The following is a 21368-nucleotide window of genomic DNA, read 5'->3' as shown; positions in this document are numbered from 1 at the left end:
AATCGAAAAACACTAGCGAAAAAGCATTGTTTCCGCTGACATAAGGCATAGCGGCATCGTGCAGTCAGCCACCCGATATTTTTGCCTCATCGCAATTCACTCCCCTCCACGAACGCTGCCATTTTGCCTTGGGCAATATTGGCTTCAGTCAAATCCCTAGAAAAAGATGACGGGGCCAGCCTGCGGAAGCTGGCCCCGTCAAAAGCGCGCCAGGGATCGGCCTGGGGAAGCCGTGCGGTGATGGCGCGCTTATTGTCGGATCTCTTTCGAGCCCGCTTCGGCCGACTGGAGGAAAGGCCGGAAGACGTGACTGACGCGATCGCCGATATCCGAGACGATCAGGTGCAGCGATGGGATCACGATCAGCGATAGGACGGTGGAGACAAGCAATCCGCCGATCACGGAGATTGCCATCGGAGCCCGAAACTCGCCGCCTTCTCCGATCCCGAAAGCCGACGGCAGCATGCCGCCGACCATCGCAAGCGTCGTCATGATGATCGGGCGCACGCGCTCCCGGCATGCCTCGACGATCGCCTCACCACGGGAAAGCCCATGCGCCTCCCGCTCGATGGCAAAATCAACCAGCATGATCGCATTTTTGGTCACGATGCCCATCAGCATCAGGATGCCGATCACGACGGGCAGGGATATCGGGTATCCGCTTATGAGAAGGCCAGCCACGACGCCACCTATGGAAAGCGGCAAAGATGCAAGAATGGTCCAGGGCGACACTATGCTCTTGAAGAGCAGGATGAGAACGATAAGCACCAGCATGATGCCCCCTCCCATCGCGACCGCAAAGCTTTCGAAGACATCGCCCTCCGTATCCGAATCGCCGGTTGCCTGGACACGCACGCCGTCAGGCAGTTTTTTGACGCTATCGAGCTGCATCAGGCGCTCAAGCCCTTGCCCTGAAGTCAAACCAGCGGCCATATCAGCGCCGATTTCGATCCGGCGCTGACGGTCGAAGCGATCGATCGCGGCGACGGTCTCGTCGAAGCTGATCGCGGCGATAGCGGACAGCGGCAATTGCCCCCCGTTTGCGGTCGGCACACTCAGCGTTTCAAACACCGGTAATCGGCCTCGCGCGGCTCGATCAAGAACAACGCGGATCGGGATTTGGCGCGAGCCTTCGACGAAATTCGCCAGGCGCGAATCCACATCGCCAATCGTCGAAATCCGCATCGTGCTGGCAATGGCTGCGGTCGAGACGCCGAGCGTTGTCGCTTTCTCGGTATCGACCGTCATGCGAAGCTCTGGCCGCATCGCGACGTTATCGCTTGTCGGTCCGACGAAGCTACCGTCCGCGGCCATCTCCCGAAGGATTTGGTCGGTCGCGTTCTGAACGACGGCACCGTTACTGCCCAGCACAGAGAATGATATGTCGCGACCACCGCGATCGTTGAGAAAGCGCAGGCGAACGTCCGGAATGTCGATCAACGTCTTTTCAAGTTCGGCTTCGATCGCAAAGGAGGACCGGCTACGCTCGACCTTGTGCAGGAGATCGATCGAGACGACGGCGTAACGCACGTCCTGCTGGCCGCTCATGCTCGATCCGGCCCGAACCAGCACACCTTCGACCTCATCGACCTGACCGATCGTGGCCGCGATCCTATCAGTTACCTCACGGGTGTCGGCAAGGCTTGAGCCTGGCGGCAATTCGACAGTCAGCGTCAGGCGCCCGGAATCTTCTGCCGGTAGGAACGTGGTCGGTACCGACATGAGCGCGATCATCGCAAGAATGAATAACCCGAAGGCGGATATGACCGTCACCCATTTCCAGCGAAGAGTCTGTCGCAAAAAACTCTGGTAGCCGAGCAACAATCTCCCCTGCTTTGCTTCGATCGGGTGAGCGGCGCTCATCATATAGGCCGCCATGACGGGGGTGATCATCCGGGCCACCAACAGCGAGAAGAACACCGCAATTGCCACCGTCAGTCCAAATTCCCGGAAGTAGAGCCCGACGACACCGCTCATCAGGCCAACGGGCGCAAAGACAGCGATGATCGTCGCCGAAATCGCAATCACCGCAAGACCGATTTCGCCAGACGCATCGAGTGCCGCTCTGTAAGCTGATTTGCCCATATTGCGATGACGGACAACGTTCTCGATCTCGACGATGGCATCATCGATCAGGATGCCTGTCACCAGCGTGATTGCCAACAGACTGAGAATGTTGAGCGAGAAGCCAAGCAGATCGATCGCAAAGAATGTCGGGATGATCGATAACGGCAGAGCGACGGCCGCAACCAGCGTCGCGCGCCAATCACGCAGGAACAGGAAAACTATCACGATCGAGAGTGCCGCTCCTTCGAGCAGCGTGTGCATCGCCGACCGATAATTTCCGGAGGTATAAGAAACAGTGTCATCGACGATTTCGAAACGAAGATCGGGATGGCCGACACCTAATTTTTCGACGGCACCCGCCACCTCTTTGGCAACGGTCACATCGCTTGCCCCCTGCGAGCGATAAACGGAGAAACCGACAACATCGGCGCCGTTCAGCGTCGCGAATGAACGAGGTTCGGCAAACATATCGCTCACAGTCGCGACATCCGCCAACCGGACGGAGTTTTCACCACCAAGCGACAGACGCGTTTCTGCAATCCCCTCAACGGTACCGGCAGCGGCGGCGGTCGTCAGCACCTGCTCGCGGCCTTCCATATCACTGCGCCCGCCGGATCGGTCGAACTGGGTTTCCATGATCGTTTCGTTCACCGAGTTCACGGAAAGCGAGAGTGCCTGTAGCCGGTCCGCATCGAGTTCGACATGGATCTCGCGGTCGGCACCACCGATCCGATCGATACGCCCCACACCGGAAAGGCCCTGCAGATCTCGCATCACGGTGTCGTCGATGAACCAGGAGAGTTCGGCTACCGTCATCTCCTGACTGGCAACCGCATAGGTAACGATGGACTGCGCTTCCTCCTCAATGCGCTCGATAATCGGTTCGTCGATGGTTCCTGGCAGATCGCCCCTGATCCGCGCGATCACGTCACGCACATCGTTCATCGCACGATCTGGCGAAACAAGGCCGAGTTCGAATTCCACCGTTGTGACCGAACGTCCCTCGCCGATCGTGGAGGATAGTTCCTTGATGCCCGGAAGCGACGCGATCGCATTTTCGACAAGCCGCGTAACTTCGGTTTCCAGTTCGATCGGCGTTGCACCCGATTGCTCAACAGTTACCTTGACTGCAGGCGTGATGATCGTAGGGAAATGCGTGACCGGCAGGCGGGTGAAACTGTAGAGACCGACCACCGCCAGGATCACGAAAAAAAGGATGGATGGAAGAGGATTGCGGATCGCCCAGGCGGAGATATTGCCGTTCATCGCGCCATCTCCCTGTGTTCGACGGCAAAAGCCGAAGCGACATGATTTGCAGTCGGTCGATCGGACACGGCAAGAACAGGCCGAACCTTTTCCTGGGTTTTGAGAAACCCACCGGATTTCAGCACCACGATCTCGCCATCGCTGAGCCCATCGACAATCTCGACAAGGCCCTCTTGCCGCACACCCACGGTCACGTTGCGACGATCCACGACGCCATCTTTGACCACGAAGACATTGCTCGCGCCGCTTGCTGTATTGACCGCGCTTCCAGGCAGGAGAATGTTGCGCCGTGGCGAGGCGTTGATGCTGCCGCGAGCGAAGACGCCCGGCTTCAGTCCATCCGTTTCATCAAGTTCGATGCGTACCTCACCGCTGCGGGTAACCGGATCGATCTGCGCTGCGGTCAGTCGCAACCTGCCGCCGAGCAGGCCTTCGTATCCCGGCAGGCTGATCTGCGCGCGCATGCCCTCGTCGAGCCGCATGAAGCTTGTTTCGGTCACCTGCGTGACAAATTCGATCGCGGCATCCTTGGCGATGACAAACAAAGGGCTTGCGGATGCCGAGGTCATCGCGCCGATCCGAGCAGCCCGCTTGAGCACCAGCCCGGCATCAGGCGCCCTCACCGTGCTGCGCTCGACCGTCAGCGCGATTTCCTTTCGCTCGCGGGCGATCAGTTCGGCATCGGCTTCCGCCAGAGCGAGGGACTGGCGCGCGAGTCTTAGTTCCGCAACGGCGCGGGCATGGGCGTTTTCGTGCTCATCCAGAAGCTGTTGCGATACTGCGCCCTTGGGCTGCAACGCCCGACTACGCTCCAGCGCCTTGCGCGCCTCCGCCTCGCCGACCGCAGCAACATCGAGCCTGCTGCCTTCCACCTCGGCGGCGGCTCTCGCCCGCAGCATGCTCACGGAATTCTTGTCGAGCAGCATTCGCGCTTCGGTCGTATCGATCAGGGCAAGCGGCTGCCCTCGCTCGACCCGCTGCCCCACTTCGGCAAGGATATGCTCGATGACGCGCCCTTCGATAAACGGTTGAACCTCTACCTCCTCCCTGGCGATGAGCGAGCCGACAACGGGGATTTTCTCCGTCACCTCCCCCTGCCGGGCGACGACGACCGTGACCGGCGTCTGGTTTTCAGCTTGTGATGCGGAGAGAAAGACAAGCCAGACCACCAATGCCGACACGACAAGACGCAGTTGCGGCAGCACTGATCGGGATATCCCTTGCATGAATCGACCCTTCCGTTTGATCCGCAGGTACTGCGAATGATCCGAAAGGAACCGTATCGATCACGCGCTTGGCCAGTGTGTCGTCACGTTAAGAAAGGTTACGCCGGCGGTGGACAGAAAGCTCGGCTGGGTTTGCCAATGCTGCGGTTCCTGGAGCCGAACTTCTACCTGCTAGTGTCCCACGACCGGAGCTTCATGCACAAGCAGCACCACGAAGAGCCGAGGACAGGCTGATACGGGCATCGCCGGCAATTTAGCGCTCGCCACCGAGGAGAACCATCTCAGCCGCACAACCTGCGGAGGCGGCATCCCTGCAGTGCTGCAGGAAGCGATGCCCTAATCGCGTTAAAGTAAAGACATCGCTGTTCCGCTCCACGAGCATCGATTTGAGGTAGGAGCCTCGAGGTCTGCGGCTCAACGTCGACTTGGGCAGGTCCAATGCCCGGCTAGGCCTCGCTATGCCGCCGTGATCGGCAAAGAGGGCAAAAAAGGCGAAGATCGTTAAGGTCCAGCATGTGCGCCAATCAAATAGATAATGTCGCGCATGTTTGAAGCGGCTGCCCGGACAAATGGCACGCATCTGTCCGGGTGAAAAATCAGCTACTCTTCCTGAAATGCTTTCTCGCGACCCTTGCGTACCGACGGCAACAGCACGGCAACGAGCAGGACAGCCGCGACGATCAGAAGACCGGCGCTGACCGGACGGGTGACGAGTACACTCGGGTCGCCCTTCGAGAAAAGCAGTGCGCGGCGCAGGAACTCCTCCATCATCGGGCCGAGGATGAAGGCGAGAAGCATAGGCGCCGGCTCCGCATCAAGTTTGCGGAAAACGTAACCGACCACGCCGAAAATCGCCATCATATACACGTCGAAGGCGTTGTTGTTGACGCTGAACACGCCGATCGCGCAAAACACAATGATGATCGGGAAGAGGAAATTGTAGGGAATGGCGATCATCCGTACCCACAGCCCGATCAACGGCAGGTTCAGGACGAGCAGCATCGCATTACCGATCCACATGGATGCGATCAGTCCCCAAAACAGCGTGGGCTGCTCGGTCATGACTGAAGGACCCGGTTGGATGCCCTGGATGATCATCGCGCCGATCATCAAGGCCATGACGGAATTCGATGGCAATCCAAGCGTCAGCATCGGGATAAACGACGTCTGGGCACCGGCATTGTTGGCCGATTCCGGACCGGCAACACCTTCGATTGCGCCCTTGCCGAACTCTTCCGGATGCTTGGCTAATTTCTTCTCCAACGAATAGGAGCCAAACGAGGCGAGTGCCGCGCCGCCACCGGGCAGAATGCCAAGCAACGAGCCAAGCGCGGTGCCGCGCAAGATAGGCGCAATGATGCGTTTCCAGTCTTCCTTCGACGGCATCAGACCGGTAACGCGCTTGGTCATGACCGAGCGATCCGCTTCGTCTTCGAGGTTGGCAATGATTTCGCCGAGACCGAAGACGCCCATGGCGATGACGACGAAATCAAGCCCGTCAGAGAGAAGCGGCATGCCGAACGTGTAGCGAGGCACGGCCGAGTTCACGTCGGTACCCGCCATGCCAAGCAACAGCCCGACGAGAATCATGCCGAGGGCATGAAGCAACGGACCAGAGGCCATGACGATCGAGGCGATCAGGCCGAGGGCCATCAGCGAGAAATATTCGGCCGGACCGAATTGCAGCGCGACAGCGGCAAGCGCCGGCGCAAAAACTGCAATCAGGATGGTTGAAATCGTTCCGGCAATGAACGATCCGATAGCGGCTGTCGAAAGCGCACGGCCGGCATGCCCCTGACGTGCCATCTGGTAACCGTCGAGCGCGGTCACGACCGACGATGGTTCACCCGGCAAATTGACCAGAATAGCAGTCGTCGATCCACCGTACTGAGCACCGTAATAGATGCCGGCCAGCATGATCAGAGCAGATTCCGGCGGCAGTCCGAAAGTAATCGGCAAAAGCATGGCGATCGTCGCCACCGGACCAAGGCCCGGGAGAACGCCGATGGCGGTGCCGAGGAAAACGCCGACAAGGCAATAGAACAGGTTGTAGAATGTGCCGGCAACGGTGAAACCGAGCCAGAGATTTGCGAAAATATCCATCACTTCGGCCTCACTTGAACCATTCGCCGATGAGCGGCATGGGGACGCCGAGTCCCTTGATGAAAACGACGGCGCACACGATGATGAAGGCAACAAGACCGAGTGCAGCGCGCAATTCGAAGCGGAACCGTTCACTGGCTGCAGCCGAGATAAGGATCAACGCCAGGAGTGCGACGATGACGCCCGCCGTTTCCAGGAGATAGCCGAAGGCGCAGACCGACAAAGTGATCAGCGCCATGCCCTTCCAATTTAGACTGCCAATCGGCTGACCTTCACGCATAAGACCACGCAGCATGGCGATGATGCCGAAAAGGATCAGCAGGCCGGAAATGATGGTCGGAAAATAACCCGGCCCCATGCGCCCCGATGTGCCGAAGGAATAGTCTCTGGCGATGATGAAGCCGGCGAGACCGAGGGCGAGATAGATCACCCCGATGCCGAGATCCTTTTGTCCGCGTATTTGCGTCATTCTTACCTTCCTCCCTGGTATGAAGGTTATTTTGTAGAGGCCTGCCCGCCGAGAGAGGGGCCGGAGTGTTCTGTCATGGGCAGTAGCCTGAGCCCGAAGGGCTCCTCCGGCTTCTGCCAGCGCTCGATGAGACGGCGATAGACACCGTCGACCTGATCGGCGGCGCTGTAACCGATCACGTGAAAGAAGCCGCCGGCTTCCGGCGCAAGATCGGTGCGGCCGAGAAGGATGACGGAAAGGTCGCGGGGGATGGCCAACCCTGCCCGCTCAACCAGGGCCTTGAATTTGGCGCCGTCATCAATGCCCCAGATAATCAGCGCGCGTCGGCTGGCGGCCTGATCTCCGTTGATTGCATTGATAAATGCATCGACAGCAACATCCTCGTAGTCCTTGGGCGGCAGTTTCGCGACGCGGATTTCGGGCTGCAGGATCTGCGCCAGATCCGGTCGTTCGCGCAGGTTCCGCCAACGGTGAAGACCCATCTCGTTGGCGAGAAAGAAACTCGTCGTCGTGAGAAGATGGATGCAATCATGCCCGGTTGCGGTCAGGCGTTGAACCGCAGTTTCGATCGATTGGCCCCATTCGAAACCGACCGCATCGATATCGGTACCAACCAACCATGCGCCGTCAACGACGATCGTTTCCGTCTTGCGTCGGATCGCGGCGATCATGTCCACCGGCATCGTATCGAAGGAGTTCTGGACGATGCAGGCATCGAAACGTGGCAGGGTTTGAAGAACCTGCTTGGCATGTTCCGGATCGGAGTAACCGACTTCGAGCGTCACATGTCCGGCATCGGAAAGGCGCCGCTGCAACTCTTCCAGCACGAAGCGTCCGCGAAGATTGTTGGACGAGCGGCGAAGCAAAATGACACTGCGCTGAGCTTTGTCCTGGCCAGCAAGGTTGCGCGACACGGCAAGCGGTTGGGAATTTTCTCCGGTGAAAAAGGTGCCTCGACCGACATGAGCCGCCACGAGCCCCTCATGCTTCAAAGCCTTCAGTGCGCGCTCGACGTTCTGCTGACTCAGCGAAAAGTCGCGCATCAACTGCCGTACGGTCGGCAGACGCTCTCCGGGGGGGGCCGTCAATGCGACCGACCGCAAATAGGATTGGAGTTTGCTAGTCTCGGACATGAGCGTCTCCTTAATACAATACAATATGTATCTTCAAGCTAAAATTGATTTTGAATTTTGGCTTGATGTGCGGAATTTTCGGCTATAGTAACGCTATAAGTGATTATATCTAACGATACAATATATATTGTATCCAGTCGGGAGGAAAAATGTTTAGACGTCATTTCATCGCCGCAGCCGTGACTTCGCTCACGCTGGCCGCATCTCCGATTGCGGCTTTCGCCCAGGACAGCGGTCCCATGACATTGCTGGTCGGTTATTCGGCTGGCGGCAGTGCCGATTATGCGGCACGCGTCATGGCGCCGGAACTTACCAAGCGCCTCGGTCGCTCTGTCGTGGTGGAGAACGCCACCGGCGCCAGCGGTATGATCGCACTGCAGAAGCTGATCAACGGCAAGGCCGATGGTGCGACGCTCTATTACGGCGGCTTCGACACGGTTGCGGTCCCTATGGTCAACAAGTCGGTGGATATAGACTGGAAGGTATCTACCTTACCGGTCGGTCGCACCGCGCTGACCTCGATGGCAATCGCCGTACCGGCTGAATCACCCTACAAGACCCTGGCCGAACTCGTCTCGGCCGCCAAGGAACAGCCCGAAACGGTAACCTACGGCTCTCCGGGCATCGGTTCCGCCCAGCATTTCGTTGGCGAGATGATCGGCCATCGCGCCGGCGTAAAGCTTCTGCATGCCCCCTATCGTGGCGGCACGCAGGTTTCAAACGATCTGCTGGCAGGCATTCTCGATTCTGCCGTGCTGACCACCTCGACTGCACTTCCCTTCGCAAAGGACGGCAAGATCAGGATTCTGGCCGTCACCAGCGCTGAACGCGCCGCTGCATTGCCGGACGTCCCCGCTCTCGGCGAGATTGAGGGTTTCAACGGCCTGGCGCTGCCGCTGTGGCAAGGACTGTTCGTCAAGGCAGGCACCGACGAGGCCGTTGCCAAGATGATCAGCGATGCAATTGCAGAATCACTGGCCCAGGATGACGTCAAGAAACGTTTGGCCGATGCAGGCTTTGCTGCGGCCCCAATGCCGGTTGGCGAGTTTACCGGCTTCGTCGAGGAGCAGGCGAATACCTACAAGAAGATCGTCGAAGAATCGTCGATTTCCGTAGAGTAGTGATCCCGGCGCTCCGGTTCGCCGGAGCGTTTTTTTCTTTCATTGATTGATACAGATCCGGAATTGTCATGACTGCAGGAATGTTCGACTCCTTCATCACCCGCCATTGGTTCAGCGAAGAGGCGAAGGAGATCTGGAGCGACTTGCAGACTCTGCAGGCATGGCTGGATGTCGAGGCCGCGCTTGCGCAGGCTCAGGGTCGTCTCGGCGTCATTCCGGCAGACGCCGTACCGGCGATCACTGAAGCAAGTCGTCACGAGCGTTTCGATACCGAGCGCCTCAGTCGCGATATCGCCCATGCGCAGCATCCCTTCGTGCCCGTTCTTAGGCAGATGGAAGAATTCGCCGGCGAACCGGCCGCCGGATACATCCATTGGGGTGCAACGACCCAGAACATTTTCGATACCGGCGTGGCGCTACAGATGCGTCGCACGCAGGCACTGATCGACACCAGCCTGGCCACTGCGGAAATCTCGTTGTCGGAACTGGCACTCGCTCATCGCGACACGCTGCAGGCTGGCCGCACCCATGGCCAACATGCGCTACCGATGACCTTCGGCTTTAAGGTAACGGGCTGGCTTGAAGAGGTGCGCCGCGATCGTGTGAGACTGCGGGATCGCGTTTCGCCGTCCTTCGTCGCGTGCCTCGGCGGCGCGATCGGAACCTTTGCGGCGATGGGCGAAAAGGGGCCAGCGGTCGAGGCTGAAATGGCAAGAATTCTTGGGCTTGAGCCCGCGGTGCTGCCGATGCGCTCGTCCTTCGACCGTGCAACCGATTATTTTTCCGCTCTCGCCTTGCTTGCCGGGACGGCTGAGAAGATCGCCCAAGACGTCGTCTTCATGCAGCGTACGGAGATCGGTGAGGTCGAGGAGGCTTTCCATATGGGCAAGGTCGGTAGCTCGACCATGGCCCAGAAGCGCAATCCGTCCACCGCATTGTTGCTCATCAGCCTCTGCAGGCTGCTGTCCGCTCGCCTGCCGCTGATGCTGGGCTCAATGGTGCGTATGGATGAAGGCGATTCCTCGGCCACCAACGTTGCTGACGTCGCCGTCCCGGAAATTGCCATACTCGGCGCTTCGGTCGCCGCCACCCTGACGCGTCTCGTCACCGGCCTCGTCGTTCACGTCGATGCGATGAAGCGTAACGTCGAGATCACCAACGGGTTGATCGTGTCGGAAGCAGCCATGATGCAGCTTTCCGATAGACTGGGACGGCACAAGGCCCATCACATGCTCTACGAGGCGGCACAGCGCTCTGTCATGGAGGGCGTACCATTCACCCAGGCGATCTCCGAGCATCCGGAAATGGCTGGCCATGACATGGTGACGCTTGATACTGCGGGATATACGGGTTGCTCCGAAACGATTGTCGACACGCTCGCGAAGAACACGAATCCGTAGAGAGCCAGACCCCAGCGACCCAAGGACATCCTGGATGTCCTGGATGTCCTGGATGTCCTGGATGGATCTGAACCTAGCATGTTCCATTTCCAAGCGCGCCGTATCATTGATTACAGAGGATTATATCCGGCAATTTGGAATGTCTCATTGCTGTTCGCGGCATCAACGATCGGCGGCACTTACAGCAACTTGTGGGACGCAATGTGCCAATCAATGAGATCAGTTCGGCAGACTAGTCGGCGTCTATCAAACATATATCGCAAAATCTGGCGCAAAACGTTCCGCGAACGCGAACTGCCGGATTATGATAGTCTTATGGCACCACTTGCCAATGATATTGCAAACCTGCAGCAGCGACTTGATTGAGCTTGGCAACCAAGCCTGTGTTGCAGCGCAGCATCCACCGCCATCGCTTTTCCCGATGGGCATCGGCGATCCATCCACCGCGCTTGCTATCAGATAAGACTTTAGCCACAACCGCGCCATGATTTCAATTTCCGATCTTTCCACCCGCATCGCCGGCCGTCTCCTCCTTGATAAGGCCAATGTGACACTTCCAAGCGGCACCAAGGCTGGCCTTGTTGGCCGAAATGGCGCGGGGAAATCCACTCTGTTCAAAGTCATCACCGGGGACCACGGCGCCGAAAGCGGCTCCGTATCGATCCCCAAGAATGCCAGGATCGGACAGGTGGCGCAGGAAGCTCCCGGTACGGAAGACAGTCTCATCGAGATTGTCATGGCGGCCGACAAGGAACGCGCCGCGCTGATGTTGGAATCGGAAACAGCAACCGACCCGGAACGCATCGCCGATATTCAGATGCGGCTGGTCGATATTGACGCGCATTCGGCCGAAGCGCGTGCATCCAGCATTCTGGCCGGTCTCGGTTTCAACCAGGAAGCCCAGCTTCGCCCGGCATCGTCCTTCTCAGGTGGCTGGCGCATGCGCGTGGCACTGGCATCCGTGCTGTTTGCCGAACCTGACCTGCTGCTGCTCGACGAACCGACCAACTATCTCGACCTTGAAGGCACGCTCTGGCTTGAGGATTACATCCGCCGGTATCCTTACACGGTCATCGTCATCAGCCATGACCGCGACCTGTTGAACAACGCCGTCAATGCCATTGTCCATCTCGACCAGAAGAAGCTGACCTTGTATCGCGGCGGTTACGACCAGTTTGTGCGCCAGAAGGCCGAGAACGACGAATTGCAGACCAAGGCCAAGGTCAAGAACGATGCAGCGCGCAAGCATCTGCAGAGCTTTATCGACCGCTTCAAAGCCAAGGCTTCCAAGGCCAAACAGGCACAATCACGCGTCAAGGCACTGGAGCGCATGGGTACGGTATCTTCGGTCATCGAAGATCACGTTCAGCCCATAACCTTTCCGGAACCGGCGAAGCAGCCCGCCTCGCCGATTATCGCCATCGATGGTGGCTCGGTCGGTTACGAACCAGGCAATCCGATTCTCAAGGACATCAATCTCCGTATCGACAATGATGACCGAATTGCGCTGCTGGGTTCCAATGGCAACGGCAAATCGACGTTCGCCAAGTTCATCTCCGGCCGTCTGGCGCCCGAAACCGGCGATCTGCGCACAGCCCCTTCGCTGAAAATCGGCTTTTTTGCCCAACACCAACTGGATGATCTGGTGCCTGAAGAATCAGCTGTCGAGCATGTGCGCAAATTGATGCCGCAGGCACCGGAAGCCAAGGTCCGTGCCCGGGTGGCACAGATGGGTCTTGCAACCGAAAAGATGGCGACTGCTGCCAAGGATCTCTCGGGTGGTGAAAAGGCTCGCCTACTGATGGGTCTGGCGGCATTCCATGCGCCGAACCTGTTGATCCTTGACGAACCGACCAACCATCTGGACATCGACAGCCGTCATGCGCTGATCGAGGCGCTCAACGATTATGATGGCGCAGTGATTCTGATTTCGCATGATCGTCATCTGATTGAAGCGACCGTCGACCGCCTGTGGCTCGTCAACAACGGCACTGTCACCACATTCGAAGGTGACATGGACGAGTATCGCGATCTCATCGTTTCATCTGGGAAAAAGAAAAAGAAAAAATGATGTCCTGGGCGATCCCACTTCGAAGGCACGCCGGATCGAGACTAACGCGTACTTCGTTGGCGCTTTGGGTAAGCTTCTCTAGTGAGGAAAAAACACCTCCGGACCTTTTGGCTTAAGCCTGAGCCCGTTAAGCGAACTACGCGAGGAGCTGGCTCAGCGTCATTGCGAGCCCGTGATTTCTTACGCTTTTGAGTGGGATGTGAACCGCCGATCCTTACCTTTCGAAAGAGCTCAATGTACTTTGATATTGGATTTTCGCGGACAACTGCCTCGCAAACGGTTTTGAAAGTCCTCAATCTTGCCACGGGTCTAGAAAGATAACGCCGGTTCCCAGGAAGTCGTGAGTATTGCGTGTGACAACTAGTAGCCCGTGAACCAGTGCCGCTACGTCGCCGTCGATGGATGCTGAGTATCCAGCGCTCAAGCTCTAAAATGCTATGGCGGAAATAAACAGGTCGCGGGAGTCTTGAGCGCTTATCCAGTTAGTAACATTCGGATCAGCTTTACGCAGCTTGGAGACGACGTTTGTGTCGAGCAAATATTTCAAGAAGAATCGATCTCGCGGCTGGTGATTACCAGCCGAGGTGGATCAAAATCGATATTCGATAAACCAGGCATGGAGAGCGCGTCGACAAGATTGTGATGTTTGCCGATCAGGCGCTCAAAATCGCCGTATGTCATAAGGACATGCGGCGGTCTGCCTCGATCTGTAATAACGACAGGCCCCGCCTCGGAGGCCTTTTCGCTGTGCTGACATCGTGGTTCATTTTGCAGCTGGTTAAGCTGATAGTGCCCATACGAGTCTCCATGTAGGAGCATACCCACATGGAGAGCCTATGATCTCCACATTTGTAGGACTAAAGTCGAGATTTTACTGCCACTATGTTCGGCTCGTCCAAACTCGGATCTTTGATCAATGAGTTAAACCGCAGAACGTCCAAATGAGCGGCTATCAACTCGCATTTTCTCATGCTTATCGGACACGTCCTCCCACGAAAGGACCCGCGGCAGCACGACAGATATCTTCTCACAAAGTGTCGACACATTGGTAGACAGATACGATTTTGCTGATCTATATTGAATGCAATCAGATCAGGGGAACAGAATGGACGGGTTTGACGTCATCGTCATCGGAACAGGATCAGCGGCATGCTCGGCAGCGCTACGTTCTGCAAAGGGTGGGCTTCGTGTCCTCGCGATAGAGAAGAGTGCAAAGCTCGGCGGAACCTCGGCAATGTCCGGATCCGGCGTCTGGATCCCGGCAAACCACATCGCGGCAGCGGAAGGCGTATCCGACAGCAAGCAGGAAGCACTCGATTATCTGCGTGCCGTGCAGCCGGCGGATTGGGCAGACAGGGAAGGCACCCGCCATCGTGCCTTTGTCGAAAACGCACCGACCATGTTGAAGTTTCTCTCCGACAATACGCCGATCGATTTTCGGCTGATCGACGAGCCCGACCCCTATGTTGAAGCATCCGGCGGAAAGAAATACGGGCGCATGTTGTCGCCCATGCCCTTAAGCAGGCGACTGGTCGGCAAATATGCCGGCAAGATACGGCGATCCACCCTGCCGCATGTCTTCACCTATCAGGAAAATGTCGATCTGGACCTCTACCATCGTCCGTTTTACGCCATTTTCAAGATGTGGCCGAAGCTCTTCTGGCGCTGGCTGAACAATGCAGGCGCCCAGGGCACAGCGCTGATGACCGGCCTGATCAAGGGCTGCCTCGATGCCGGCGTGACATTCCGGCTCGAGACTCGGGCCGTCGGACTGGTGCAGGACGACAGTGGTCGCATCACCGGCGTCGAGATCGAGAGCTCGGGGCGGCGCGAAACCATTTCCGCACGTCGCGGCGTGGTAATCGCTTCCGGCGGTTTCGAGTGGAACAAGGAAATGCGGGAGCGTCATTTCCCCGGCCCGCTCGACCGCATCGGAACGCCGATGAGCAACGAAGGCGACGGCCAGAAAATGGCGGAAGCCGTCGGCGCGCATCTCGACAACATGGACCAGGCGAATGTCTATGTCTGCCTGCCAACGCGTTATGAGGGAAAGCGCTACGGATTGCCGATCAACTTTCTCTACGAGCCGCATTCCATCGTCGTCAACCGCAATGCCAAGCGGTTCGTTAGCGAGGCGCATTTCAACATCGGCGAGGCGCTCGATGCCCGCGATGCCGATGGCGCGCCGGTGAATCTGCCCTGCTATCTGGTCGGCGATCATCGTTTCCTGGAATCCTCCTTCCCCTTCCGCTGGTATGCCTCTTACGAGCGCGACTGGGTAAAAAAAGCCAATACGATTGAAGAGCTCGCTGCCAAGCTCGGCTTGCCGGCAGCGGAGCTTAAAGCATCGATCGACCGCTGGAACTCCTTCTGCGCCAAAGGCGCCGATGACGATTTCCATCGGGGCGAACCGGCCTGGGAGCGCAAGAAGGATGGCGGCAAGGTTCGGCTCTACCCGATCGACGAGGCGCCTTATGTCGGCCTTTCGGTCAACCGCTCGATCATCGGCACCAAAGGCGGCGCGCGCACCAATGAATTCGCCCAGGTTCTGCGGCAGGACGGCTCGATCATTCCGGGGCTCTATGCCGCGGGTCTGGCGATGGCCAATCCGATCGGCACCAGGGCCGTCGGTGCCGGCACGACGCTCGGCCCGAACCTGACATGGGGGTTCATCTCGGCCGAAACGATCCTGAAGCAGAACCAGTAGGTCGCGTATTTCGATGTCAGGGCCGGCCTTGCGCCTTTCCTGGCCTGATATGCCAGTGCATGAAACGAGAATCTTGAAGCGTCGCAGGCTTCCTGCCACGCCATAACGAGAGGGAACGAGAATGGAAGACGTTGCAAAATCCGACACGCCCGCCGGTGTTCACGTATCCGGCCCGGATGAACGGGAGAGCTATTGGCAACCCGTGCCTGCCAACGGCCATGTCGACGTGGCGCTGGCGCCGCACATCGTTCCGATGGAATCTCCGTTCGGGATGGGAACGCAGTCTGTGGCACCGGGCGGTTACGTCCGCGAACACACGCATGATCGCAACGAAGAAGCGGTCTACGTGATCGAAGGCCATGGCCGCGCCGTGATCGACGGGAAGGAATTCCCGCTGGCGCCGGACACCGCGATTTTCCTTCCCAAAAATGTCCGGCACATGTTCATCAATGACGGCGACACCCGGCTGCGCTGGGTCTGGCTCATCGTGCCGAACGGCCTTGAGGACTTCTTCCGCCAGATCGGCAAGCCGCGCAAACCCGGCGACCGTGTCCCCTCGAATTTCCCACGTCCGGAAAACGTGCTGGAAATCGAGCGACATACGGTTTTCGGCACGGACCTGAAAGACAAGTTCGACCCCCTGAAGCAGAGCTGATCGCCATGGCATCGGTCGAGCCCGTTACCATTGGATTGATCGGCTTCGGTGCGCTGGCCAGGCAGGTCGTTGCAGCATTCGAGGCGCAGACGATCCGATGGGTCGTGCTGCTTCGCGATGGGTCGACCGCAAGGCCGCCGACGTCCGTAAAGATAGTACGGCGCCTCGACCAGCTGATTGCGGAACACCCGCAGGCCGTCATCGAGGCAGCCGGCCAGCCGAGCGTCACGGCCTATGTGCCGGACATTCTGCTTGCCGGCATCCCGGTTGTGGTCGCCTCAGTCGGAGCGCTTGCAGACGAGGATACCGCCCGCGCGATCGCGGACGCCCGACAGGCATCCGGCGCACGGCTTGTCATTCCCTCGGGTGCGATCGGCGGTCTCGATTATCTTGCAGCGGTATCTAGCCTTCCCGACGCGAAGATCCGCTACCGGCTGAGAAAGCCGGTAGCGGCCTGGCGCACTGAACTGGAAGCGCTTGGCCGTTCGAACATCACCGAGCAGGTCGTGCTGTTTACGGGCAGCCCTGCGGAAGCGGCAAGGCTTTATCCCAAAAATACGAATGCCGCCTTCACCGCAGCCCTTATCGCTCATCCCGCCGAGATTTCGGTCACGGTCATTGCCGATCCGGACATTGATGGCAACATTCACGAGATCGAAATCGATAGCGCCGCCGGCAACGCACAGTTCCGCTTCAACAATGCGCCGTCGCCCGACAATCCCAAGACATCCGCCGTCACCGGTCTCAGTCTGGCAGCGGCTGCACGCGATATTCTCGACATCGGAAGGAAACTCTAGTGGCTTTTTTCGTCGCGCCTGATGGCTGCCGTATCCACTACGAGACCTTCGGTGACCAGGGGCCGCGGGTGATGCTTATTCCCGGCCTCGGCGGCGATGGCCGTTTCTGGGGCGGAGTGGTCGACGAACTTCTGGGAACTTTCCGTCTGACGGTTGTCGATCACCGCGGCGCGGGTCGAAGCGACAGGCCGGAAGGAGGTTATTCGATCGCCCGGATATCGGCCGATTGCGCTGCCATCGCCGCATTACAGGGGGAGGCCGTTCACATCGTTGGTCATTCGACCGGCGGCGCGATCGCGCAGACGCTGGCGCTCGACCATCCGGGTATCGGCTCAAGCTTCACGATCAGCAGTTCATGGGCACGGGCAGACGAACGCTTCCGCAGTCTCTTCATCGCGCGCGCAGAACTTCTGGAAGGTGGCCTGCCGGAGGCCTACCAACGGCTGACCCATATCTTCGGCCACGAAGCATCCTATCTCGACGACCACAAGGACCGATTCGAAGCTGCGGTAAGGGCGGCGACGACCGCCCTGGCGCCACTCAACGTCACTGCCGACCGGGTGCGCATGCTGCTCGACCATGACCGGCTGGACGATCTTCGGCGGATCGACCGTCCGGTTCACGTCATCACCGCCGATGCCGATATCCTGACGCCACCGGCGCTGTCGCAGGCGATCGCGGACGCGATCCCTGGTTCGCACATGACCAAGCTCACCGGTGCACATTTCCATCCGAAAGACCGACCGCGGCAATTCACCGAATCCATTCGCCTTTTCATCGAAAAAGTCTCGACATGACAGAAGCCCCAACACCCGAACTGACCGATCCTCGCCTCTCTGCCGCTCGCGACCTGCTGCAGGCAGGTCGCGACATGGCGCGCCAATGGCGGCTCGGGACATGCCTGTTTCTGTCGGAGAAAGGCGTTGGTTCGGAAGCTGCGTGGAAGACGCGCTGCGCCGCCGAAGGGCGGGTGATGCAGCATGCGCATATCGGGTTTCGAGACGTCAACCGCACGATCGATGCCATCCGCACCGTTCATGCAACCTGCGCAAGATCGGGTGTGACGGTCGATCGGTTCGGCATCACGCTGGACTGGTCGATGGGTTATCCGGAAGCCATGCGGGCCAAGGCTTCACGCGGAACCGGCATCGTGCTGGGCGGACCGGAGGATTTCGCCCGGATCACCAATGCCGCGCCGGCCGCGGCGCATTTCGGCGATTTCATGCTCGGGCTTCCCGGCGCGGTCGAAAACACCCGCTCCGCGATTGCCGCAGGCGCGACGGCGATCGGCAATCTGGGCCAGTATTTCACCTTCCGGCTTCCCTACTGGGACGACGACGTCGCAACGACCGAAGCGACCGTTACCGCGCTTGGCCTGATCGCGGCGCAGGATGAAACGATACTGGTACATTCAAACCTGGACGACGGATTTGCCGGCCTGTTCATCGACATGGCCTGCGCGCTCGGCATGGTCGTGATCGAGAAATACATCGTCGAGGACCTGATCGGCGCCCGCGTCTCGCATTGTTACGGGCACCATTTCAGTGACCCGCTGTCACGCGTGGCCTTCCATGCCGCCCTTGTTCAGATCAATGATGCGCCCGGCACGATGATCTTCGGCAACACGGTGGCTTACCAGTCGACATCGGCGGGAAATTACGCCAGCCTTTCCAGCTACCTGACGGCCGATATCCTGGCGCTCGGACGCTGGCCTTCCGGCCATGCCGTCAATCCCGTGCCGGTGACCGAAAACCAGCGCATCCCCGATATCGACGAGATCATCGACGCGCAGACCTTTGCCCATCGCCTTGCCTACCATGCTCCCTTCTACGCGCCGATCCTGGACTGGCCGACGATCGAGGCGATGGCAGCGACGCTCGTCGAAGGCGGCCGCCGTTTTGCCGCAGCGGTCATCGCAGGGCTGGCTGACCGCGACGTCGATACGAAGGATCCGGCGGCGCTGATGCTCGCCATCCGCCGCATGGGGCCGAAGCGGCTGGAGCTTCTGTTCGGGCCGGGCGCCGAGACGCCGCGCGGAAGGCAGCCGCTCATCCATGCCGAATGGGCACGTGAACTCAATCACAAGGCCACCGAGTGGGTGGGGCGACAATCTCCGCTGGAGGTCCCGAAGACGCCGCTGGTCTGCATCGGTACGACGGACGTGCACGAGCACGGCAAATACCTGGTGGAGCAGGCACTGGAAGGACTGGGCGCTGACATCGTCGATGCCGGGGTCGCGGTTGATCCGGAGACCCTTGTGAGGCGCGCAAAGGATGCCGGCGCAAACGTCATTGCCATCAGCACGTATAATGGCGTTGCGCTATCCTATGCGAAAGCCGTGAAGGCAGTCATGGCCTCTCACGGGCTCGATTTGCCGCTGCTTGTGGGCGGCCGCCTGAACGAGATACCGAAGGATTCCAATTCCGGCCTGCCGGTCGACGTACGATCCGATCTCGCGGCCGCCGGATGTTTTCCTTGTTCGGATCTCGACGAGATGCTGGCCGCCCTGCGCACCACCATCCCGTCTGCTTGAAGATCTACCAGGCCGTCATTCCACCATCGACGGTGAGGATGGAGCCTGTTGCGTAAGAGGATTCGTCACTGGCCAGCCACAGGATCGCCTGGGCAATCTCGTGGGGCTGCGCCACCCGGTTCATCGGTGCCCGTGCGTTGAGGGCCGCGACGAAACCGTCCGGATCGGGATGGGTTTCGAGGATCTTGTCGAAATAGCTCGACCATGTCGTGCCGGGCGCGACGGCGTTGACCCGGACTTTCTGGCCCGCATGGTCGAGAGCCATCGATCGCGTCAAGGCTGCGACCGCCCCCTTCGACGCGACATAGGCCGCCCTGTCGGCAAGCCCGACATTGGCGACGTTGGATGCGGTGTTGACGATCGCCCCGCCCCCGGCCATCAGCGGGATCACGTGTTTGGAGCAAAGAAAGACGCCTTTGACGTTGACCGCCATCAGGGCATCCCAATCCGCCGCCTCTGTCGTCAACACCGAACCACGAAAACCATAACCGGCATTGTTGACGAGGATGTCGACGGCACCGAACAGCTCGGCCGCGCGTTTCGCCATCGCCATCACCGCGGCCTCGTCCGACACGTCCGTCGCAATCGCCGTACCACCGACCGCCAGGGCGACTCGCTCGGCCGCGGACGCGTCCCGATCCACGACAAGAACCCGGGCACCTTCGCGCCCGAACAACTCGGCCGTCGCCGCGCCGATACCGGCGCCGGCGCCCGTCACGATGGCTGTCTTGCCCTTCAAACGCATTATCCACGCTCCTTTTCCAACTGTCTGAAATCTATTCTGCAGAAATGCTTGCAAAGTGTCGACACTTTTGTATTAAATTTCATAACGCATTTGGAGGCCTCTTGTGAAGAACACACCCTCGACGGAAGACCATCTCGAAATCTACCGGAAGATGCTGATGGTGCGGCATCTGGAAGTCGGGCTTGGCGCCCTTCACAAGGAAGGCCGGACCCGCGGCCCCATTCACCGCTGCGACGGCCAGGAGGCTGTCGGCATCGCGGCCACGGCCATGCTGGAAACGGAAGACAAGGTGGCGACAACCCATCGCGGCCATGCCGTCTATATCGGCAAGGGCATGGCCATGCGGCCGGTCATCGCCGAGATCTTCGGCCGGACGACCGGTGCCTGCGGCGGCCGGGCCGGTCACATGCTGGTGGCTGATGCTGCAAAGGGCGTCGTCGGCGGCAATGCGATTGTCGGTGCCGGGATTCCGGCGGCAACGGGCATGGCGCTTTCGATGCAGATCATGGGCAAAAAAAATGTCGCGATGTGCGTTTTCGGCGATGGAGCGGCGCAGACCGGCATCTGTCACGAATCGATGAACATGGCCGCGCTTTGGAAACTGCCGGTCGTTTTCGTGCTGGAACACAATCAGTTTGGACTGACCGTGCCTTCGGATGTGCAGTCATCCGTCGACGACATTTCGGTGCGCGCCGCCGGCTATGGCATGCCTTCGGAGATCGTCGACGGCAATGATGCGATTGCAGTCTACCGCGCCGTCTCCGGCATGGTGGAGCGCGCCCGGCGCGGCGAAGGTCCGGGCATGATCGAATGCAAGACCTATCGTCTGGAAGGATTTTCGACATCCGACATGGGCGGTTATCAGGCGCCTGACGACATCGCAGCCTGGAAAGCACGCGATCCGTTGATCGTATCCAGAAACGTGCTTCTTGCCGACGTTGGCGAGGCAAAGCTCGCCGAAGTCGAGGCCCAGGCGAAGGCAGAGGTGGATGCAGCCTTCGAAGCCGCATTGTCCGACCCGATGCCGCAATTTGCAATCGATGAAGCATGCAACCCCTATAGCGAGGCGCACTGA

14 protein-coding genes and 3 pseudogenes are annotated in these 21368 nt (G+C 59.2%); 9 read left to right on the top strand and 8 right to left on the bottom strand.

Annotated features, from left to right (window positions below; translation table 11 throughout):
* Positions 1 to 249 precede the first annotated feature (249 nt).
* The 5 genes from FHP24_RS20395 to FHP24_RS20375 all read right to left on the bottom strand — a co-directional run bounded on the left by FHP24_RS20395 (position 250) and on the right by FHP24_RS20375 (position 8264).
* Positions 250 to 3333: an efflux RND transporter permease subunit gene (locus FHP24_RS20395; RefSeq protein ID WP_139678077.1), complete on the bottom strand. Its 3084-nt coding sequence runs from the start codon at positions 3331 to 3333 to the stop codon at positions 250 to 252.
* Positions 3330 to 4559 carry an efflux RND transporter periplasmic adaptor subunit gene (locus FHP24_RS20390; RefSeq protein WP_139678076.1) on the bottom strand — a complete coding sequence of 410 codons (1230 nt, stop codon included), beginning with the start codon at positions 4557 to 4559 and terminating at the stop codon, positions 3330 to 3332. The genes FHP24_RS20395 and FHP24_RS20390 overlap by 4 nt, the downstream gene beginning before the upstream one ends.
* A gap of 600 nt (positions 4560 to 5159) precedes the next feature.
* Positions 5160 to 6662 carry a tripartite tricarboxylate transporter permease gene (locus FHP24_RS20385; RefSeq protein ID WP_139678075.1) on the bottom strand — a complete coding sequence of 501 codons (1503 nt, stop codon included), beginning with the start codon at positions 6660 to 6662 and terminating at the stop codon, positions 5160 to 5162.
* A 10-nt stretch (positions 6663 to 6672) separates the two neighbouring features.
* A complete protein-coding gene (locus FHP24_RS20380) occupies positions 6673 to 7131 on the bottom strand; it encodes a tripartite tricarboxylate transporter TctB family protein (RefSeq protein ID WP_139678074.1) in 459 nt (152 codons plus the stop codon).
* A gap of 26 nt (positions 7132 to 7157) precedes the next feature.
* A complete protein-coding gene (locus FHP24_RS20375) occupies positions 7158 to 8264 on the bottom strand; it encodes a GntR family transcriptional regulator (RefSeq protein ID WP_139678073.1) in 1107 nt (368 codons plus the stop codon).
* Between the two features lie 149 nt (positions 8265 to 8413).
* On the opposite strand from FHP24_RS20375, the gene FHP24_RS20370 reads away from it, so the two are divergent.
* The 3 genes and pseudogenes from FHP24_RS20370 to FHP24_RS20360 form a co-directional block, all read left to right on the top strand.
* Positions 8414 to 9385, top strand: a complete 972-nt coding sequence (locus FHP24_RS20370) for a Bug family tripartite tricarboxylate transporter substrate binding protein (RefSeq protein ID WP_139678072.1) — start codon at positions 8414 to 8416, stop codon at positions 9383 to 9385.
* A gap of 68 nt (positions 9386 to 9453) precedes the next feature.
* Complete coding sequence (locus tag FHP24_RS20365) at positions 9454 to 10785, top strand: class-II fumarase/aspartase family protein (protein WP_139678071.1); 1332 nt, start codon at positions 9454 to 9456, stop codon at positions 10783 to 10785.
* 484 nt (positions 10786 to 11269) lie between these two features.
* A pseudogene (locus FHP24_RS20360) lies at positions 11270 to 12853 on the top strand (ABC-F family ATP-binding cassette domain-containing protein); the annotation flags it as partial.
* Between the two features lie 295 nt (positions 12854 to 13148).
* Here the strand turns inward: FHP24_RS20360 and FHP24_RS29075 are convergent.
* Together FHP24_RS29075 and FHP24_RS20350 are read right to left on the bottom strand one after the other, a co-directional pair.
* Positions 13149 to 13403, bottom strand: a pseudogene (locus FHP24_RS29075) (hypothetical protein).
* A pseudogene (locus FHP24_RS20350) lies at positions 13400 to 13653 on the bottom strand (type II toxin-antitoxin system Phd/YefM family antitoxin). Before FHP24_RS20350 ends, FHP24_RS29075 begins: the two co-directional pseudogenes overlap by 4 nt.
* Before the next feature lie 308 nt (positions 13654 to 13961).
* Between FHP24_RS20350 and FHP24_RS20345 the strand changes: the two are divergent.
* The 5 genes from FHP24_RS20345 to FHP24_RS20325 all read left to right on the top strand — a co-directional run bounded on the left by FHP24_RS20345 (position 13962) and on the right by FHP24_RS20325 (position 19548).
* Complete coding sequence (locus tag FHP24_RS20345) at positions 13962 to 15563, top strand: FAD-binding protein (RefSeq protein ID WP_139678070.1); 1602 nt, start codon at positions 13962 to 13964, stop codon at positions 15561 to 15563.
* Positions 15564 to 15684: 121 nt separating this feature from the next.
* Positions 15685 to 16218, top strand: coding sequence for a cupin domain-containing protein (locus FHP24_RS20340; RefSeq protein WP_139678069.1), 534 nt, complete (start codon positions 15685 to 15687; stop codon positions 16216 to 16218).
* Positions 16219 to 16223: 5 nt separating this feature from the next.
* Positions 16224 to 17015 carry an aspartate dehydrogenase domain-containing protein gene (locus FHP24_RS20335; RefSeq protein WP_139678068.1) on the top strand — a complete coding sequence of 264 codons (792 nt, stop codon included), beginning with the start codon at positions 16224 to 16226 and terminating at the stop codon, positions 17013 to 17015.
* Positions 17015 to 17812, top strand: coding sequence for an alpha/beta fold hydrolase (locus FHP24_RS20330; RefSeq protein ID WP_246091871.1), 798 nt, complete (start codon positions 17015 to 17017; stop codon positions 17810 to 17812). The genes FHP24_RS20335 and FHP24_RS20330 overlap by 1 nt, the downstream gene beginning before the upstream one ends.
* On the top strand, positions 17809 to 19548 hold the full coding sequence (locus FHP24_RS20325) for a cobalamin-dependent protein (RefSeq protein ID WP_139678067.1): 1740 nt from the start codon (positions 17809 to 17811) through the stop codon (positions 19546 to 19548). The genes FHP24_RS20330 and FHP24_RS20325 overlap by 4 nt, the downstream gene beginning before the upstream one ends.
* 4 nt (positions 19549 to 19552) lie before the next feature.
* Here the strand turns inward: FHP24_RS20325 and FHP24_RS20320 are convergent, their stop codons facing one another.
* Positions 19553 to 20293 (bottom strand): SDR family oxidoreductase, encoded by a 741-nt coding sequence (locus FHP24_RS20320; protein ID WP_139678066.1) that lies wholly within the window; start codon positions 20291 to 20293, stop codon positions 19553 to 19555.
* Between the two features lie 103 nt (positions 20294 to 20396).
* Here FHP24_RS20320 and FHP24_RS20315 point away from each other — a divergent pair, with 103 nt between their 5' ends.
* Positions 20397 to 21368 carry a thiamine pyrophosphate-dependent dehydrogenase E1 component subunit alpha gene (locus tag FHP24_RS20315; RefSeq protein WP_139678065.1) on the top strand — a complete coding sequence of 324 codons (972 nt, stop codon included), beginning with the start codon at positions 20397 to 20399 and terminating at the stop codon, positions 21366 to 21368.

The organism is Aliirhizobium smilacinae (assembly GCF_006335145.1).
Classification (GTDB): Bacteria; Pseudomonadota; Alphaproteobacteria; order Rhizobiales; family Rhizobiaceae; genus Neorhizobium; species Neorhizobium smilacinae.
Note: the sequence above shows the minus strand (reverse complement) of the source record. Positions and strands in the feature narration are given on the sequence as shown.

Coding starts and splice junctions, on each gene's coding strand:
- FHP24_RS20370 (WP_139678072.1), top strand. CDS start 8,414: ATGTTTAGACGTCATTTCATCGCCGCAGCCGTGACTTCGCTCACGCTG.
- FHP24_RS20325 (WP_139678067.1), top strand. CDS start 17,809: ATGACAGAAGCCCCAACACCCGAACTGACCGATCCTCGCCTCTCTGCC.
- FHP24_RS20335 (WP_139678068.1), top strand. CDS start 16,224: ATGGCATCGGTCGAGCCCGTTACCATTGGATTGATCGGCTTCGGTGCG.
- FHP24_RS20320 (WP_139678066.1), bottom strand. CDS start 20,293: ATGCGTTTGAAGGGCAAGACAGCCATCGTGACGGGCGCCGGCGCCGGT.
- FHP24_RS20390 (WP_139678076.1), bottom strand. CDS start 4,559: ATGCAAGGGATATCCCGATCAGTGCTGCCGCAACTGCGTCTTGTCGTG.
- FHP24_RS20365 (WP_139678071.1), top strand. CDS start 9,454: ATGACTGCAGGAATGTTCGACTCCTTCATCACCCGCCATTGGTTCAGC.
- FHP24_RS20395 (WP_139678077.1), bottom strand. CDS start 3,333: ATGAACGGCAATATCTCCGCCTGGGCGATCCGCAATCCTCTTCCATCC.
- FHP24_RS20375 (WP_139678073.1), bottom strand. CDS start 8,264: ATGTCCGAGACTAGCAAACTCCAATCCTATTTGCGGTCGGTCGCATTG.
- FHP24_RS20380 (WP_139678074.1), bottom strand. CDS start 7,131: ATGACGCAAATACGCGGACAAAAGGATCTCGGCATCGGGGTGATCTAT.
- FHP24_RS20385 (WP_139678075.1), bottom strand. CDS start 6,662: ATGGATATTTTCGCAAATCTCTGGCTCGGTTTCACCGTTGCCGGCACA.
- FHP24_RS20340 (WP_139678069.1), top strand. CDS start 15,685: ATGGAAGACGTTGCAAAATCCGACACGCCCGCCGGTGTTCACGTATCC.
- FHP24_RS20345 (WP_139678070.1), top strand. CDS start 13,962: ATGGACGGGTTTGACGTCATCGTCATCGGAACAGGATCAGCGGCATGC.